The 17,815-nt window shown below is 32.8% G+C and carries 16 protein-coding genes; 13 read left to right on the top strand and 3 right to left on the bottom strand.

The annotated features are described in order from the left end of the window. Position 1 precedes the first annotated feature (1 nt). The 3 genes from GMA06_RS04760 to GMA06_RS04750 all read left to right on the top strand — a co-directional run bounded on the left by GMA06_RS04760 (position 2) and on the right by GMA06_RS04750 (position 2,619). Positions 2-1,315, top strand: a complete 1,314-nt coding sequence (locus tag GMA06_RS04760; RefSeq protein WP_163546247.1) for a DnaD domain protein — start codon at positions 2-4, stop codon at positions 1,313-1,315. A 10-nt stretch (positions 1,316-1,325) separates the two neighbouring features. Next, positions 1,326-2,243 (top strand): primosomal protein DnaI, encoded by a 918-nt coding sequence (dnaI, locus tag GMA06_RS04755; RefSeq protein WP_163546246.1) that lies wholly within the window; start codon positions 1,326-1,328, stop codon positions 2,241-2,243. A 124-nt stretch (positions 2,244-2,367) separates the two neighbouring features. Next, positions 2,368-2,619: a type B 50S ribosomal protein L31 gene (locus tag GMA06_RS04750; protein ID WP_163546245.1), complete on the top strand. Its 252-nt coding sequence runs from the start codon at positions 2,368-2,370 to the stop codon at positions 2,617-2,619. A gap of 324 nt (positions 2,620-2,943) precedes the next feature. On the opposite strand, the gene GMA06_RS04745 is transcribed toward GMA06_RS04750, so the two are convergent. Next, on the bottom strand, positions 2,944-4,119 hold the full coding sequence (locus GMA06_RS04745) for a GTP-binding protein (protein ID WP_163561862.1): 1,176 nt from the start codon (positions 4,117-4,119) through the stop codon (positions 2,944-2,946). Between the two features lie 165 nt (positions 4,120-4,284). Between GMA06_RS04745 and GMA06_RS04740 the strand changes: the two genes are divergently transcribed. From GMA06_RS04740 to epsC, 4 genes are all read left to right on the top strand, one after another. Then, the gene (locus tag GMA06_RS04740) at positions 4,285-5,475 is read left to right on the top strand and encodes a glycosyltransferase family 8 protein (protein ID WP_163561861.1); all 1,191 of its coding nucleotides are present in this window, start codon (positions 4,285-4,287) and stop codon (positions 5,473-5,475) included. Positions 5,476-5,493: 18 nt separating this feature from the next. Further along, complete coding sequence (locus GMA06_RS04735) at positions 5,494-5,655, top strand: hypothetical protein (RefSeq protein WP_163561860.1); 162 nt, start codon at positions 5,494-5,496, stop codon at positions 5,653-5,655. Between the two features lie 99 nt (positions 5,656-5,754). Next, entirely contained in the window at positions 5,755-6,660 is a 906-nt protein-coding gene (gene cysK / locus GMA06_RS04730) for a cysteine synthase A (RefSeq protein ID WP_163561859.1), read from the top strand. Beyond that, complete coding sequence (gene epsC, locus GMA06_RS04725) at positions 6,660-7,190, top strand: serine O-acetyltransferase EpsC (RefSeq protein ID WP_163561858.1); 531 nt, start codon at positions 6,660-6,662, stop codon at positions 7,188-7,190. The genes cysK and epsC overlap by 1 nt, the downstream gene beginning before the upstream one ends. A 118-nt stretch (positions 7,191-7,308) precedes the next feature. On the opposite strand, the gene GMA06_RS04720 is transcribed toward epsC, so the two are convergent. Then, positions 7,309-8,913, bottom strand: coding sequence for an ABC transporter ATP-binding protein (locus GMA06_RS04720; RefSeq protein WP_163561857.1), 1,605 nt, complete (start codon positions 8,911-8,913; stop codon positions 7,309-7,311). A 152-nt stretch (positions 8,914-9,065) separates the two neighbouring features. Here GMA06_RS04720 and GMA06_RS08615 point away from each other — a divergent pair, with 152 nt between their 5' ends. From GMA06_RS08615 to lpdA, 6 genes are all read left to right on the top strand, one after another. Then, positions 9,066-9,656, top strand: coding sequence for a ComEA family DNA-binding protein (locus GMA06_RS08615; RefSeq protein ID WP_163561856.1), 591 nt, complete (start codon positions 9,066-9,068; stop codon positions 9,654-9,656). Beyond that, positions 9,626-11,689 carry a ComEC/Rec2 family competence protein gene (locus GMA06_RS04710; RefSeq protein WP_163561855.1) on the top strand — a complete coding sequence of 688 codons (2,064 nt, stop codon included), beginning with the start codon at positions 9,626-9,628 and terminating at the stop codon, positions 11,687-11,689. The genes GMA06_RS08615 and GMA06_RS04710 overlap by 31 nt, the downstream gene beginning before the upstream one ends. A gap of 237 nt (positions 11,690-11,926) precedes the next feature. Further along, on the top strand, positions 11,927-13,036 hold the full coding sequence (pdhA, locus tag GMA06_RS04705; RefSeq protein ID WP_163561854.1) for a pyruvate dehydrogenase (acetyl-transferring) E1 component subunit alpha: 1,110 nt from the start codon (positions 11,927-11,929) through the stop codon (positions 13,034-13,036). Positions 13,037-13,038: 2 nt separating this feature from the next. Beyond that, positions 13,039-14,016 (top strand): alpha-ketoacid dehydrogenase subunit beta, encoded by a 978-nt coding sequence (locus GMA06_RS04700; RefSeq protein ID WP_163561853.1) that lies wholly within the window; start codon positions 13,039-13,041, stop codon positions 14,014-14,016. Positions 14,017-14,091: 75 nt separating this feature from the next. After that, complete coding sequence (locus GMA06_RS04695) at positions 14,092-15,390, top strand: 2-oxo acid dehydrogenase subunit E2 (protein ID WP_163561852.1); 1,299 nt, start codon at positions 14,092-14,094, stop codon at positions 15,388-15,390. Between the two features lie 28 nt (positions 15,391-15,418). Further along, positions 15,419-16,828, top strand: coding sequence for a dihydrolipoyl dehydrogenase (lpdA, locus tag GMA06_RS04690; protein ID WP_163561851.1), 1,410 nt, complete (start codon positions 15,419-15,421; stop codon positions 16,826-16,828). A gap of 171 nt (positions 16,829-16,999) precedes the next feature. Here the strand turns inward: lpdA and GMA06_RS04685 are convergent. Then, positions 17,000-17,815: restriction endonuclease subunit S (locus GMA06_RS04685; RefSeq protein WP_205426227.1), on the bottom strand; the 816-nt coding region annotated here is incomplete at its 5' end.

The raw sequence follows: 17,815 nt of genomic DNA, 5'->3' as shown, positions 1-17,815 counted from the left end.
GATGACGTATTTAGGAAAAGATATTAGTCCAAGAGATTATATTTTTATACAAAAATTAAATACTATCACGGATATAGATAAACAAGTTGTGCTATCTTTATATCAACCAATTATTGGAGCATCTGCAACGGCTTTATATTTATTTTTAGTGAATTGCCCACAAAGAATACAGCATAAGACGATTTTTGATATGTTGCATTTTGGTACACAAATACTATATGATGCACGTATTCGTCTAGAAGCTATTGGTTTATTGAAAACGTATATTACTCAAGTAGAGCAGCAAGATAAATATATTTATGAAGTGTGTACACCAGTATCACCAAAAACATTTTTTAGTGACCCGGTTTATTGTGGTTTATTAGTAGCGCAAGTTGGGGAAAATCAATTCAATGTTTTAAAAGATATGTACATGATTAAAAGTGTATCTACAAAGGACTATCAGGATATTTCATATTCTTTTCATGCACTATTTGGTAAACAGTTAAAGGTGTATACAAGTGATTTTCATAGTGTGATTGGTCAGGAGAAATCACAACTCGTTTTAGATGACAAAGATTTTGATTGGACATTTTTTCATCAATTATTACAAGGGTCATATATTTTACCAACACAATTAACAGCTCAAGTCAAATATGCTATTCAAGGATTACATCATATTTATGGCATTCAGCCACTTGATATGAGAGATTATGTTTTACAATCTCATGATATGGTAACAAACAAGATTGATGTTGATAAATTATATCAAATAGTTAGAAATGCGATGCAAAACCAATCAAAGAGTAGCACTCAAATAGAAATAACACCTTTAAGTGAAACTGCCGTGGGGCATACGGATAAAAAAAGTGCGTTGATGACTTTGTGTCAAAATACGGTTCCGGCTGAGTTTTTAAAACACATTAAACATGCAAAGAATCAGCAAAATGCGTCAGGATTATATTATCAAGTATCTCAAAATGAATTAAAACTTATTGAACGGTTAATGACACAGTATGGTTTTCATCAAGAGGTTGTTAATTTATTAGTTCATTATATATTAGTTGTTTTAAATCACGATACATTATCTGCTAGTTATGTTGATAAGGTAGCAAATGATTGGGTAAAACAACATATTACAACAGTAGAAATGGCGATGGCTTATTTACAAACAAGAGAACAAAAACGGGATGTACCGTCTTCAAAATCTGTACGTTCAAAAAAAGGCAATGTGAAGCAAATTAAGATGACCGAAGAAGAAAAGAATGCTTTAAATGATGAAGACACGCCGATTGATGATGAAGAGTGGAACAATATTTTATCCACATTGAAATAGGAGATGACAAATGGATTCTATACAAAATCATTTAAAAAAATATGTTTATTCAGATAAATTCAAACAACGATATAATGATTTAATTCAAGACATTCAAAAAGATGCTGAGATTCAAGCGTTTATTTTAGAAAATAAAGAAATATTATCAGAAGATATTTTACAAAATAGTTATGCTAAATTGTATGAATTTATGAAAGAAAAACAACGCATTAAAGAAAGTGGCTACTCCCAAAATCCAGGTTTTGAACCAAAATTAGTCATGAATGTTGGATTTATTGATGTTGCCTATCAACCGACAGCTGATTTTTTAGCACAAGAAGAAAGACGAGAACTATCGAATCGTATTCAAACATTACAAATGCCTAGAAATATAAAAAATATTACATTTGCATCACTAGACAAAACGAAAGCCCGAGCAGATGTATTAAAATATTTTATTGATTTCTGTAATGAATATACACAAACAAAAAATAACTTTATAAAAGGAGCGTATTTATACGGTTCTTATGGTGTCGGTAAAACGTATATGATTGGTGGTCTGGCTAATGAATTAGCAAGTAGAGGTGTTTCTAGTTATTTAGCACACTTTCCTAGTTTAGTTGTGGAATTAAAAGCAGCGATTGGAGATAATTCTGTCCAACAAAAATTAGATGTCATTAAAAAATCAACGATTTTAATGTTAGACGATATTGGTGGAGAAAGCATGACGCCATGGGTAAGAGATGATATTTTAATGACGATTTTAGATTATCGCATGCGTGAACAATTACCAACATTTTTTACATCAAATCTATCTTTTGCTTTATTAGAGGAACATTTAAAAGGTGTTACCATTGAAGATGAAAGAAAAGCTAAACGCTTAATGGAACGTATTAAATATTTAAGTAAAGAAATCAACATCGTCGGTAAAAATCGCCGCGAGATGTAAAGTTTATGGTTGCATTTTATTGCATAACATGATACTATATAGCAGATGTTTAAATACATTTGTATTAGACAGATTATAACTCTGTTTTAGCAAATAATTCAGGGCAAAAGGAGAGAAAATAAATATGAAAAAAGATATTCATCCAAATTACCAACCAGTTGTATTCATGGATACAACAACAGGTTTCAAATTCTTATCTGGCTCAACAAAATCATCTTCTGAAACTGTTGAGTGGGAAGACGGAAACACATACCCATTGATTCGTGTTGAGATTTCTTCTGATTCTCATCCATTCTATACAGGACGTCAAAAATTCACTCAAGCAGACGGACGTGTGGACAAATTCAACAAAAAATACGGTTTGGGACAAAACTAATCTATGTAGACACCTTCGGGTGTCTTTTTTAGTTTCTATGATAAATCGAGTTGTTGGTGATAAAATCCACCAACAACTCGATTTAATGAAAAGCATAGTGATATTTAACCGACCTAAAACGTTAAATAAATGGGTACAGTTCATAGCTTTATACTAAAGATGTATCCATTTTTCTTTATCAATACAATTTAACGAAGTGTATGTTAAAAAGTGGTGAACGAATATGTTGAGTATTCGTTCACCACTTGATGTTAATACTATCAAATAGCGTTGATATGTAAACGTATGAACTCGATTACGTATTAAGATTATAGAATGTGTCAATTATTTTGTGCACTCATCAAATCCTTTACGTAACTGTTTTTCAGGGAGATTTTTTCCAATAAAGACAAGTGTAGATTTACGTTCTGTAGGTCCCCAATCACGTCCTTTTGAAATATCGAAACTCATTTGAACACCTTGGAAAATAATTTGATGTTCAATACCTTCAACGTTTAAAATACCTTTATAACGATATAATTGTTCGCCATAATAGTATACTAATTCATTTAACCATTGATTGATTTTGCTTAAATTTAATGGTTTCTCTGCTTCAAATACAAAGGACGTAATGCCGCTATGATGAGGGTGTCTATGATGATGTTTATGTTCACCGTGATGTTTGCAATGACCGTGTTCGTCATGATGATCACAGTCGCAATCACAATCATGTTCGTCATGATGACAATGTTCATGGTCATGACAATCGCAGTCTTCATCATGATGACAACATTCACCGTGTTCGTGGTGGCAGCAGTGTTCACCGTGTTCATGATGTTCATGACAATGAGGGCATTCGTCCTCTTTTGCACGTTCTTCCATTTCAAGAACTTTTTCTTCACTAGCGTAGAAAAGTTCTAAATTAAACATATCTTTTAAGGTAACTTCTTTTTCGCTTAAATCTTGAATCGGTGCAAAAGCATTGATAGAACGAACTGATTCGATAACATCATGATATGTTTGTGAATCAACAAGTTGATGTTTTGAAATAAAAATTTTATCAGCAAAGCCAACTTGTTTAGCAGGTTCTTCTTGTTCTTTTGTTTCTTTTAAGAAGTTTTTTGCATCAACAACAGTTAATACAGCATCTACAATAAAGTTTTCATTTAAAAATGGAACATTGATAAATGTGTGTGCAATTGGGGCAGGGTCTGCTAACCCTGTTGTTTCAAATAAAATACGGTCAACTTTTACACCCATTTTTTCTTTTGCAGATAGAATAGATTCTAAAGTTGAAGGAATATCGTTTCTTAATGTACAGCATAAACAGCCATTGTCCATTTGATAAATATCTTCTTTAACATCTAAAACAAATTGATGATCCACACCAACAGATCCAAATTCATTGATAATAACAGCAATATGTTCTTTATGCTCTTCTTTTAATACTTTATTGATTAAGGTTGTTTTTCCGGCTCCTAAAAATCCGCTTACAATGGTTACTGGAATTTGTTTCGGCATAATATATCCTCTTTTCTTTTAGTATGTTCTTATTATAAAACGAATAGTTTCATGTGTAAATGTATATGGTTTACAAAAGTAAACCGAAATAATGCATATTTGTACGAATAATGCTTGACAATGAAACAGGGGGTATAATAGACTAAACAGATAGGAGGATGAATTATGTCGTATCGTGCCATTGTATTCGCAGCAGATAATAAATATACTGATCCATTATTAACAGCAATAAAATCTGTTTGTGTTTATAACCAACATATTAAGTTTTATATTTTAAATGATGATATTCCAAAAAAATGGTTTCTTTCTGTTGAAAAACATCTTGAACCGTTAAATTGTACCATTCAAGATGTTAAATTAGTAGACTATACATTAAGTAAATTTAATGGTCCTTATGCCCATATCAATTATGTGACTTATTTTAGATATATGATACCCGAAGTTGTAGAAGAAGATAGAGCTCTTTATTTGGACGTGGATTTGATTGTCACAGAAAATTTAGATGAGTTGTTTGCGATAGATCTTGAACATTATACTATTGCTGCTGTAAAAGATTGGGATCAACAACGTTATACTGGACATTTTAATGCAGGTGTATTACTCTTAAATTTAGTTAGATGCCGTGAAGAAAAATTCATGGAGAAAACGATAGCTTATACAAAAGAGCATATCGGTCAGTTAGAAGTAGGCGATCAAACGGTATTAAATACATTGTATCCTGATTATTTCGTTTTGCCACAATGTTACAACTATCAAATAGGTGCAGAGTGGGTTGGAACTGTTGAGCGTGAATCAGAAAGACAACCGATTATTTTTCATTATAGTACGCATCATAAACCGTGGAATTCAGTAAGTTACAATGGTATTCGAGAGTTATGGTGGTTCTATCATGATTTAGATTGGTCTGACATAAAATCCCATTGGAAAATAAAAAATGTCGATACAAATACATTCACACAATATCATCAAAAAAATCATTGCTTTATTTTAACGAATACACAATACATTGAGCATATCGAATATTTAATTCGTTCTTTACCAAATTATCGATTTAGTGTAGCTGCTCATACAATGATGTCTTCTACTTTATTAAATTTAGCTCAATATAAAAATGCCTTTATTTGTCCACTTGCGATAGATGCAAAAATAGAAGATCTATTAAATCGATGTTCGGTTTATTTAGATATCAATCATTTTAATGAAGTGGATAATATTGTACAAAGAGCATTACATAAAGGAAAACCAGTTATAACATTCCAGTGTACAAAACATAAAGAGGATGGTGTATACACACATATTATTTCAGAACATGAACCAGAGAAAATGGTAGAAGTGTTAAAAGAGTTGGAAGTATAAAAGAAAGGAGATGGCATAATGGATTTTGAAAAATTAGCAAAACAAGCTGAAGAAAAAGTATCAGAAGTCTATAAAGATGTTGAGAAAAAAGCAACAGAAACATTTGAAAATGTGACTGAAACAGTGACAGAAAAAGCATCTGAAGTTGTTGAAAAAGTAAAAGATACATTCAATAAATAAAAAAGTGGGTTTACCCGCTTTTTTTATTTGTTGAATAATTCACTTGTTTTTTGTTAGTTTTATGTTATAATTTTCACATCACTTTTAGGAGGTATATAGATGACATCATCATTAACATTTATAGGGAATACACCCGTTTATCAAATAGACGGAACAAATATTTATGCTAAATTAGAAAAATACAATTTAAGTGGTAGTGTAAAAGACCGTGCTGTATTAGGTATGTTTGAAGAAGCAGTACGTCAAGGTGCTATAAATGAAAACACCGTTTTAGTAGAAGCAACAAGTGGAAATACAGGAATCTCAGTAGCGTTAATTGCAGCGATTCATGGGATAAAAGCCGTTATTGTGATGCCAGATAGTATGAGTATTGAACGTCGTACAGTGATTAAAGCATACGGAGCTCAATTAGTTTTAACACCGAAAGAATTAGGAACAAAAGGTGCTATTGATAAAGCCGCTGAATTAGTGGCAAATAATGAAAATGCTATTTCATTAGGCCAATTTGATAACCCGGCTAATCCAAATTACCATTATAAAACAACAGCAAAAGAAATTTTAGAACAAGTGCCAAATATTGACTTATTTGTTGCAGGAGTTGGAACAGGTGGTACATTTACAGGTGTTACACGTTATTTAAAAGAAGAAAAACCAGAAATCAAAGCCATTGCATTAGAACCAACAGATTCGCCAGCAATTTCTAAAGGAATTGGCGGACCACATAAAATCCAAGGAATTGGAACAGGATTCATTCCTGAAAACTTTGATCGCTCACTTATGGATGATGTTTTAACTATTACAAATGATGAAGCAATCGAAGAAGCAAAAAACTTTATGCGTACAACAGGTATTGGTATCGGTATTTCATCTGGTGCAGCGCTTGTAGGTGCTAAAAAAGTTGCTGAACAATATCCTGATAAAGTGATTGTTACCGTTTTGGCTGATGGAGCAGATAAATATTTCTCTGTTTTTGATTACCAAGATGTAACCTATTTAGAGGTATAATGGGATTTTTTAAACAATTAAACAACAGTATTGAACGTGCAATGACTATTGACCCAAGTGCTAAATCAAAATGGATGGTATTATTAACATATCCACATATAAAAGCATTAAATTACCATTATTTTGCACATAAATTATATAATAAAAAGCATTATCTGTTAGCACGTCTTTTATCAAAAAGAGCAAGACGAAAAACAGGTATTGAAATACATCCGGGTGCAAAGATTGGAAAAGGGTTGTTCATTGATCATGGTATGGGCGTTGTGATTGGTGAAACAGCTATAATTGGTGATAATGTTTTGATGTATCACGGTGTTACATTAGGTGGAACGAGTTTAGGGCATGAAAAAAGACATCCAACGATTGAAAATAATGTATTAATTGGTGCGGGTGCTAAAATTTTAGGAAATATTACTATCGGAGAACACACAAAAATTGGTGCAAATGCGGTTGTAAAAAAAGATGTTCCAAAATTTTCAGTTGTCTTTGAACCACAACCTACTGTTATGACACATAAGGATTTCGAGTAAATTAGAATAAAAAAGTGAGGCAACATATTGTCATGTTGTCCTCACTTTTTTGTTTTTTAGTATCTAAAAATATCCACTTTACGATGCTCTTTGTCTTTTTGTTATTAAAGCAATCCTACTATAATTGTACTGTTTTTCTAGCAAACATATCAAATTCTTCTTTATGAGTAATAATAATGGTTGTGATGTGGTGTGCTTTTGTAAAATGAATAATCTTTTTGGCTATTTCTTGGCTCAAAGATTTATCAAGAGCACTTGTTGGTTCATCTAAAATAAGTAGTTGGGGTTTTCTAATTAAAATTCTTGCTAAACCAATTCGTTGTTTTTGTCCACCACTAATATTTTGCCCACTTTCTAATAGATTAAATGATAAACCTTTTTCTTTTACAAACTCTTCTAGACCAACTATATGTATAATAGTATCCATTTCTTCTTGTGAAAATATATCGCCTAATGATATATTTTCTAAAATACTTCCCTCAAAAATGAACGGATCTTGTGTTGTTTTTAGTATACTAGAAAATCGATTATATATGACTGCTTCATTAAGCAAAATATCATTCCACATGATAGTACCATTCAGTTGATGAGTATCTATTGTGTTCATGATGAGATGACTAAGTGTTGTTTTACCGACCCCACTTTCTCCCTTTATGATTAAAACATCTCCTCTATTTAAAGAAAAGAAAACATCGCAAAGAATGCTTTTATTGTTATAGTTAAATGATTGAATAGCAATGTTTAATGTTTTTAGTTCGGGTAATGATTGATAAGATATTTTTGGAGTAGGGGAATATATATGATGCAAATTTTTTTGAGTTTGTAAAGCAATATCTCGTTCATTTAATTTATCCGCAATCACACGTATCGGTTCATGTAATAATCGAGTTAAAGAATACATAGCAATAGCAGCCCCTAATGTCATTTGGCTATTTAGAATAAATAAAACAGATAGCAATAAACTAATCATAGGCAACACAAAAGCAACGAAAGAAGATATACTGACATAAAGTGAAAAATAAACAGCAATTTTTTGATTAATATATTTTTGTTTTGTTAGTTTATGTGACATGTAATTCGTAAAGTAGTTTTCTTTTTGGAGTTGTTTAATATGAAATATACCATCAAAAGATTCTGAAATAGCTTTATGAATATCTGCAAATAAATGTTGGCTATCGGATGTTAAACGTGCTATTTTTTTTGTAATCATCTTGACGATAAAAAAACAAGTAAGAATGGTTGTGAATATAATCACTGTAATAATACCGTGATAAAAGCTCATTAGACAAAGCGTTGTCACTAATATAATGACTTGTGTGAGAAAAATAATAATACCTTGAGAATACCAGTCCGATATTTTGTTACTATCAATGGTAATATTAGATACTAAATGACGGTGAGAATATTTTTGAAAAAAGGAAATTGGTTTATTTATGGTAAGTTGATACAGATTTTCTATAATAGACAATTTACCAATATAGAATAATTGTCTAAGAAAATATTGAGCAATGAACAAAACAATGCCGTAAAAGCCTAAAATAATAGTGATGTGAATGAGTGTTTCATTAAGTTGAGTATGCTTTTTTTCAGCAATATAATCAATTATTTTTTGAATATTAACAACGAGCAGCAAATTCAATGCTGTTCGTATTAAAATAAAAAGTAGCGTTAAAACTTGAATTTTGGTAACTTTTTGAAATTTTTGACTAGTTTTATAGAACATTTGTCAATTCCCCTTTATATTTTATTTTTTAGGATAATACCAAAAATATGGCTGAAAATCAATGGAAGAATAACATTTAATGCTTTGAATAAAATAAATTTCTTATCAAATTCTACAACAACTTGCATATATAATAAGTGAGGTGAAAAATTGTGTTAAATAAAGACGTCATTATAAAATGGGCGAGCACTTATAAATATATATGTATAGTATTTTTTATAGTTGTATCTATTAGTATAGGAATAGGGTCTGCTTTTTTTATACAAGCTCCTAAACCAACTTTAATCTCTCAAGAAACAACTGATATACAAACAGAAAAAAAGATTTATGTAGATATTAAAGGTGCTGTAAATCATGAAGGTATTTATGAAATGGCAAAAGATTCCAGAGTAAAAGATGTAGTAGAGCAAGCAGGCGGATTTACAGATAATGCAGATAGGAAAGCAGTTAATCTCGCTCAGCTTGTTTATGATGAAATGATGATTATTATTCCAAATATTGATGAACAGAATGATTTACAATCAACTAAAATCAATTTAAATACAGCAACAAAATCACAACTTATGACAATTACGGGGATAGGTGAGAAAAAAGCGGATGCTATTTTAGAATATCGTAAACAAAAACGTCTGACGAAAATAGAAGATTTAAAACAGATAAAAGGCTTTTCCAATAGCCTCATTGAAAAAATAAAACCCTTGGTTAGTCTTTCATGCAAGGAAAATGGATATTTCTTAGTTTAACAGCCGTCATAACGGTTGTATCCTTCTTGTATGGAGGTGTATTTTGGTTTATTTTTGCGATATGGTGGGTTAGGTTATTGTGTTTTAGACATAAACAAGTATTATATCTATCTTTCATTACTGTACTTATTTTTGCATATATTTCTATACACCATCAACATAAACATAGTTCTCTTTTTGCAAATCAAACACACTATTCAGTAACATTATTTGCCAATACAGTGCGTGTGAATGGAGATACTGTGACAGCTAAAGGTGTTATTCAACAAGAGAAAATTTATTTAAAAATAAAAGCTAAAACACAAAAAGAGGCTATGTTTTGGCTGGATTTAACAGATGATATTGTGATAGAGGCAACAGGTACCTTAGAAACACTGCCATCAGCTCGTAATCCATATCAGTTTGATATGGCAAAATATATGAAAGAACAGTATTCTATTTTTTGGTCTTTCAATATCAAGGCGTATCATCTCATATCTCGTCACTTTAATATCGAAAGATTTATACAAAAACAATTAGAAGAGTATCTTCCCAATCCTTTACGAGCGTTTTTAAATGCTAGTTTATTTAAAGATGTGGAGCGTGATATTCTGGAACCCTTTCAAGAAAGTGGAATGTTATTTTTAGTATTATTATCAGGCGTACACATTCAATATATACTGATATGTCTGAAAAAATATCTTTATAAATGTGGTTTTACACGAGAAACGGTTCAATTATTGATGATGATTTGTAGTGTTTTCGCTTGTTTAAGTCAAGTGACACTCGGTATCAAGCGTGCTTTTTTAAATGAAGCAATCACAAAATCTCGTTTAGATACTCTATCGGGTTTTATGCTTATAACGATATTTATTAATCCTTACAGCGTTTTTACACTCGCTTTCCAATTAGGATTTGGTATCCCCGTTTTGTATCAAATATATCCCCATCAAAAGATGCTCAATTTCCTTTTTTCTATTCCTTTCATGAGTGCGCACTATTTTGGTGTTTTTCTATTTCCGTTCCTTTTACCTAGAAAATGGTTCAGCATCACAATGTTATGGATATGGCTAATGTCTTTAATTCCTGTATTGCTTGATCCTTTAAATACTTGTGTTAGTCTGCTATTAGCATGTGTACAATGGATAAGCCGACAACCGTTCGTATTTTTTGTGACAGGACGCCTATTCGATATACAGTATGTGGCTTTAGGTATTTGTCTTATTTTGTATACAAAAGTTAAGAAAAAGTATCTCGTTTATGTACTGATGATATGTATTTTATTTGTGCAGCTACCAAAAGAGCAAGTAACAGTACTTGATGTAGGACAAGGGAGTAGTTTATTACTTCAAACAGATGGTCAAACAGTTCTGATTGATACAGGAGGAGATGTTTTATTTCGTCCTAAACAAAAATGGAAAGAGAAAAAAAGACAATCACTAGCCCAGCGAACATTGATACCAACATTAAAAGCTTTAGGTATCTCAAAAATAAATACTGTATTTATCACGCATCAAGATAAAGATCATTGCGGTGCATTAGAAGAATTAAGAGAAAAAATACCTGTTGAGAAAATTGTGTTTGGAAAAGGAGCAACTATTCGAGGAACGGATAGTGTTGTTGCTCCAAAAACATTTGATGTAGGACATGCAACGATACAGTTACTTTACCCATTTGAAGAGGGGATAGGAAACAATGACCATTCTTTAGTTTTTTTAATGACATTCAATAAGAAAAAGTGGTTGTTGATGGGGGATGCAAGTCAAAAAGTAGAGCATTCATTGTTAAGTATGTACCCATATTTACAAGCAGATATTTTAGTCGTTGGGCATCACGGGAGTAAAACATCAAGTAGTAAAGCATTTATCGAGCATATTAGACCAAGTGTCAGTATTATCTCGTGCGGAGTGAATAATCGCTTTGGTCACCCTCATCAAGAGGTACTTGACAGATTAGAAAAAACATTGATTTATCGAACAGATAAACAAGGGGCAATTATGTATAAAGAAGAAAAGCAAGGGTTTGAAATAATGGTACACGATACGACAGAATGAAACAGTTTTATTTTCTGTTTTATAACACATTTCTGTAAAATGAGAAAAAAGAGTATGATTTTAATAGTGCTAAAAATCACAATAAAAATAAGGGTTATACAATTAACAACTTTTATAATAAATACTTGCTAAACTTGTTTAATAGTGTTAAAGTTGTAGATGAAGGGTCGATAAATGAATACAGTTTTGAAGTGTGTTTTATCGCCTGTAATAAACGAGCAAAGAGAGGAATAAAACATGGTAGCAAAAAAAGCAAAATTTAGTGTTGAATCATTGTTTGATACAAATAATACTGATTTTTCTATGGTACAAGTTTTAGATGAAGAAGGAAAAGTTGTAAATCCTGATTTATTACCTGATTTATCAGATGACGAATTAGTAGGATTGATGACAGATATGGTATGGTCACGTATTTTACATGAGCGTTCAACAGCATTGAATAGACAAGGACGTTTAGGATTTTATGCACCAACTGCAGGTCAAGAAGCAAGTCAATTAGGAAGTATTGCTGCGATTGAAAAAGAAGACGTATTATTACCTGGATACCGTGATGTACCACAGTTGATTAAACATGGTTTACCTTTACATCAAGCATTCTTATGGTCAAGAGGTCACGCAGCAGGAAATGTGTACCCAGAAACATTAAAAGCATTACCACCACAAATTATTATTGGTGCGCAATATGTACAAGCTGCAGGTGTCGCTTTAGGTTTAAAAATGCGTGGTAAACAAGCTGTTGCTGTTACATATACAGGAGATGGAGGTTCTTCACAAGGTGACTTCTATGAAGGAATTAACTATGCTGGAGCATACAATGCACCTGCTATCTTCTTTATCCAAAATAATGGTTGGGCAATTTCAACACCACGTTCTTTACAAACAAAAGCAACAACATTAGCACAAAAAGCTGTTGCAGCAGGTATTCCAGGTATCCAAGTTGACGGAATGGATATTTTAGCTGTATATGCTATTACGAAAAAAGCACGTGAATATGCAGTAGCAGGAAATGGTCCAGTATTGATTGAAACAATTTGTTATCGTTTTGGTCCACACACTTTATCAGGAGATGATCCAACACGTTATCAACCAGAAGGTGTTCAAGATGAGTGGCAAAAGAAAGATCCACTTATCCGCTTCCGCAAATATTTAGAAGCAAAAGGATTATGGTCTAAAGAAAAAGAAGACGAAGTTATCGAAGCAACAAAAGAAGAAATTAAAGAAGCTGTTAAATTGGCAGATCAAGAGCCTAAACAAAAAGTTTCTGATTTCTTGAGAAATATGTTTGAAACACCAACAAGAGATATTCAAGAACAAATTGAAAAATTTGAAGCAAAGGAGAATAAATAATCATGGCACAAAAAACAATGATTCAAGCGATTACGGACGCTTTAGCACATGAATTAGAACGTGATCCAAATGTATTGATTTTTGGGGAAGACGTTGGTAAAAACGGTGGGGTTTTCCGTGCTACTCAAGATTTACAAGATAAATTTGGAGAAGACCGTGTTTTCAATACACCATTAGCAGAATCAGGTATTGGTGGTTTAGCCATTGGTTTAGCATTAGAAGGATACCGTCCAGTTCCTGAAATTCAATTTTTAGGTTTTATTTTTGAAGTAATGGATTCAGTTGTAGCACAAGCGGCACGTACACGTTACCGTATGAGTGGTACACGTACAATGCCAATTACTTTCCGTGCACCTTTTGGTGGTGGTGTGCATACACCAGAATTACACTCTGATAATTTAGAAGGATTATTAGCACAATCTCCAGGGATTAAAGTTGTTATTCCAAGTAATCCGTATGATGCAAAAGGATTGATGATTGCTTCAATTCGCGATAACGATCCAGTTATTTTCTTAGAACACATGAAATTATACCGCTCATTCCGTGAGGAAGTACCAGATGAAGAATACATCGTACCAATCGGTAAAGCATCTGTTCCAGTTGAAGGAACTGATGTGTCTGTTATTACATACGGTGCAATGGTACGTGAAGCAATGAAAGTAGCAGAAAAATTAGCAAAAGAAAATATTTCTGTTGAAGTTGTAGACTTACGTACAGTATCTCCATTGGACTTAGACACAATCTTAGCATCAGTTAAGAAAACAGGACGTGTTGTTGTTGTTCAAGAAGCACAACGTCAAGCAGGTATTGGTGCAATGGTTATGGCTGAAATTGCAGAGCGTGCTGTTCTACATTTAGAAGCGCCAATTGGTCGTGTGGCAGCTCCAGATACAATTTTCCCATTTGGTCAAGCAGAGCATGATTGGTTACCAAATGCGAACGATATTGAAGAAAAAGTAAGAGAAGTTTATAATTTCTAATTCAGAAAGAGAAAGATGTGCAAACATTTTTCTCTTATCTATTAATAAATGTCTAAAAAAGAAAGGATAATAAACATGGCATTCCAATTTAAATTACCAGATATTGGTGAAGGTATTCATGAAGGTGAGATTGTGAAATGGCATATTGCTGTTGGCGATACAATCAACGAAGATGACACCTTATTAGAAGTACAAAATGATAAATCAGTTGAAGAAATTCCTTCTCCTGTAACAGGGAAAGTATTAACTATTTTAGTTGAAGAAGGTTTTGTTGCAACTGTTGGACAAGTTTTAGTTGAAATTGAAGCAGAGGGACATGAAGGTGGCGAAACAGCATCAGCACCGGTTGAAGCAGCACCTGCTCCAGAAGCACCAAAATCACAAGAACAAGTAAAACCATCAGCTCCAACTGGTGCTCCAAGTAAAAATGTATTAGCAATGCCATCTGTACGTCAGCATGCACGTGAGTTAGGTGTAGATATTACATTAGTAACACCAAGTGGAAAAGGTGGACGTGTTACAAAACCAGACGTAGATGCCTTTGCACAAGGTGGAACAGTATCAGCTCCAGTACAAGAAACAGTAGTAGAAGTAGCACCAGTGCAAGAAGTTAACCAACCAGTACAAGTGGCTCAAGCAGCACCTGCTCCTTATGTATCACAAACACCTGAAGCAGAAACTCGTGAAAAATTAACACCAATCCGTAAAGCTATTTCTAAAGCAATGGTTAATAGTAAACATACAGCACCGCATGTAACATTATTTGACCAAGTAGAAGTAACAAAATTATGGAATCATCGTAAAAAATTCAAAGACGTTGCAGCTAGCCAAGATGTTAAATTAACATTCTTACCATACGTTGTGAAAGCATTGGTTGCAACTGTACGCAAATATCCGGTATTAAATGCTTCTATTGATGATGCAGCTCAAGAAATTGTGTACAAAAACTACTACAATGTAGGTATTGCCACAGATACTGATCATGGTTTATATGTACCAACAATTAAAAACGCTGATGCAAAAGGTATGTTTGCTATTGCGAATGAAATTAATAGTAAAGCAGCTTTAGCCCATGCAGGACAATTAAAACCAGCTGATATGTCAAATGGTACAATTACAATTAGTAATATTGGTTCAGTAGGCGGCATGTGGTTTACTCCAATTATTAACTATCCAGAAGTTGCTATTTTGGGTGTTGGTACAATCGCGACAGAGCCAGTTGTAAATGCAGATGGCGAATTAGCTGTTGGTCGTATGATGAAATTATCATTAAGTTTTGATCATCGTATCGTTGATGGAGCAACTGCTCAAAAAGCGATGAATGAAATCAAACGTTTATTAGCAGATCCAGAATTAATGTTAATGGAAGGCTAATTAAGAAAAGAGAAAAGAGGATAAAAACATGGTAGTAGGAGATTTCGCCATTGAGCTAGATACAGTCGTTATCGGTGCTGGACCTGGTGGATATGTTGCTGCAATTCGTGCAGCACAAATGGGACAAAAAGTTACTGTTATTGAAAAAGGTAATTTAGGTGGCGTTTGTTTAAACGTTGGTTGTATTCCATCTAAAGCATTGATTGCTGCTGGACATCGTTATCAAGAAGCTCAACACTCAGATATTTTTGGTGTAACTGCTGAAAATGTTAAAATTGATTTTACAAAAACACAAGAATGGAAAGACAATCAAGTTGTCAATAAATTGACATCTGGAATTGGCATGCTTTTGAAAAAAAATAAAGTTGATGTTGTTTATGGAGAAGCATTCTTAGTTGATTCAAACACACTACGTGTTGTTACAGAAGAATCTGCTCAAACATACACATTTAACAATATGATTTTAGCTACTGGTAGCCGTCCAATCGAAATTAAAGGTTTTAAATTCGGTAAACGTGTCATTGACTCTACTGGTGCATTAAATTTAAAAGAAATTCCTAAAAAATTCGTTGTTATCGGTGGAGGTGTCATCGGTTCAGAATTAGGTGGTGCTTATGCCAACTTAGGTTCAGAAGTAACTATTTTAGAAGGTTCACCAAGTATTTTACCGTCATTTGATGCAGATATGGTTAAATTAGTAGAAGCATCATTTGCGAAAAAAGGTGTTAAAGTTGTGACAAAAGCAATGGCTAAAGAGGCTATTGATAATGGTGACAGTGTTACTGTAAAATACGAAGTCGACGGTAAACAAGAAGAAGTAACTGCTGACTATGTAATGGTTTGTGTAGGTCGTCGCCCAAATACAGATGATGAGTTAGGCTTATCAGCAGCAGGCGTTAATACAACAGAGCGTGGTTTAGTTATTGTTGATGAACAATGCCGTACATCACAACCAAACATCTATGCGATTGGTGATATTACAGCAGGCCCTGCTTTAGCACATAAAGCAAGTTATGAAGCAAAAATTGCAGCAGAAGCTATTTCAGGAAAAGCGGTAGCCGTTGACTACAAAGCGATTCCAGCTGTAAGCTTTACAGACCCAGAATTAGCAACAGTTGGTTTAACAGAAAAAGAAGCAAAAGAAAAAGGCTTATCTGTTAAAGCTGTTAAATTCCCATTAGCAGGAAATGGTCGTGCATTATCACTAAATGCAACAGAAGGTTTTGTACGCTTAGTTGTGACAAAAGAAGATGAAGTGATTGTGGGTGCTCAAGTAGCAGGTATCAGCGCTTCAGATATTATCGCAGAATTAGGCTTAGCAATCGAATCAGGTATGAATGCCGAAGATATTGCATTAACAATCCACTCACATCCATCACTATCAGAAACAGTTATGGATGCAGCAGAAATGGCATTAGGCCTACCAATTCATGCTTAATTAAAACAAATAATATAGAAAACAAGGAAATTCTGTTGAAATAGAATTTCCTTGTTTTTATTATTTTAACGGCTTTTTTAGTATAAAATGTTATTTTATAATGCTTGCTGTTACTAATATTTATCTGTTTTTTGGTCGATATTGTAATAATTATAAATACACATGTTGGTATCAAACAAATAGCTCGTTTAAATAAGCTTTTTTTAAATTTTTTAACTTTTCTAATTTACGCTGATGAAGGGCGATGAGGTGGTTCAAGTTGGATAAATACTCTCCAATTACCTCTTGTTCTTTAAGATTTTTAGGATATATTATTTCTGTTTCTTTTATCGAAGACTTTGAAATTGACGATACTTTTGTTCCTTGCAATAAAGGCAATAACTGATTGTGGAAAGAGTCTGAATTCATATAATATCCCAAATAACCTTTTGCAAATTCTATTTTTGAGCGGCAAGGAATTGTATGTAGTCCTGACAATGCTATTTGTTCATTTAAACCAGTTATTTCACTACATTTTCCAACGGTATTATCTTCAGCGGCATCAGCAATAATAACATCTCCATTTTTCAAATAAGAAACCTGATATTTCTTGGCAAGTGAATCGTCTAATATGTAAGTAAGCTCATCCTTATTTACATTTAATACCTCTCCGTATTTAATAAGAACATCTCCATAATGTACATTAATTACTGAACCTTTATTTGTTAATTCTGAGCGTGATAGTGAATTATTTTGTAAATAATCAAAAACGTTTATGAACTTACGTTGTTCCCAAGCATAAATAAAACTAGAAAAATGCCTTTTTGGTATACGCTTTCTTTCATCGAGAAACATTTCTGATAAATAAGTCTTTTTTAATATTTTTAACTTATTAAGTTTACGCTGGTGAAAGGCGATGAGGTTGTCGAGTTGATTAAATAAATCTGCAATTTTCCTTTGTTCATCTTTCAATACAGGAATTTCATAAGTTAATTCTCTAATAGAAGT

Origin of the sequence: Granulicatella sp. zg-84, assembly GCF_010892375.1 — a bacterium.
GTDB lineage: Bacteria > Bacillota > Bacilli > Lactobacillales > Aerococcaceae > WM01.
Note: the sequence above shows the minus strand (reverse complement) of the source record. Positions and strands in the feature narration are given on the sequence as shown.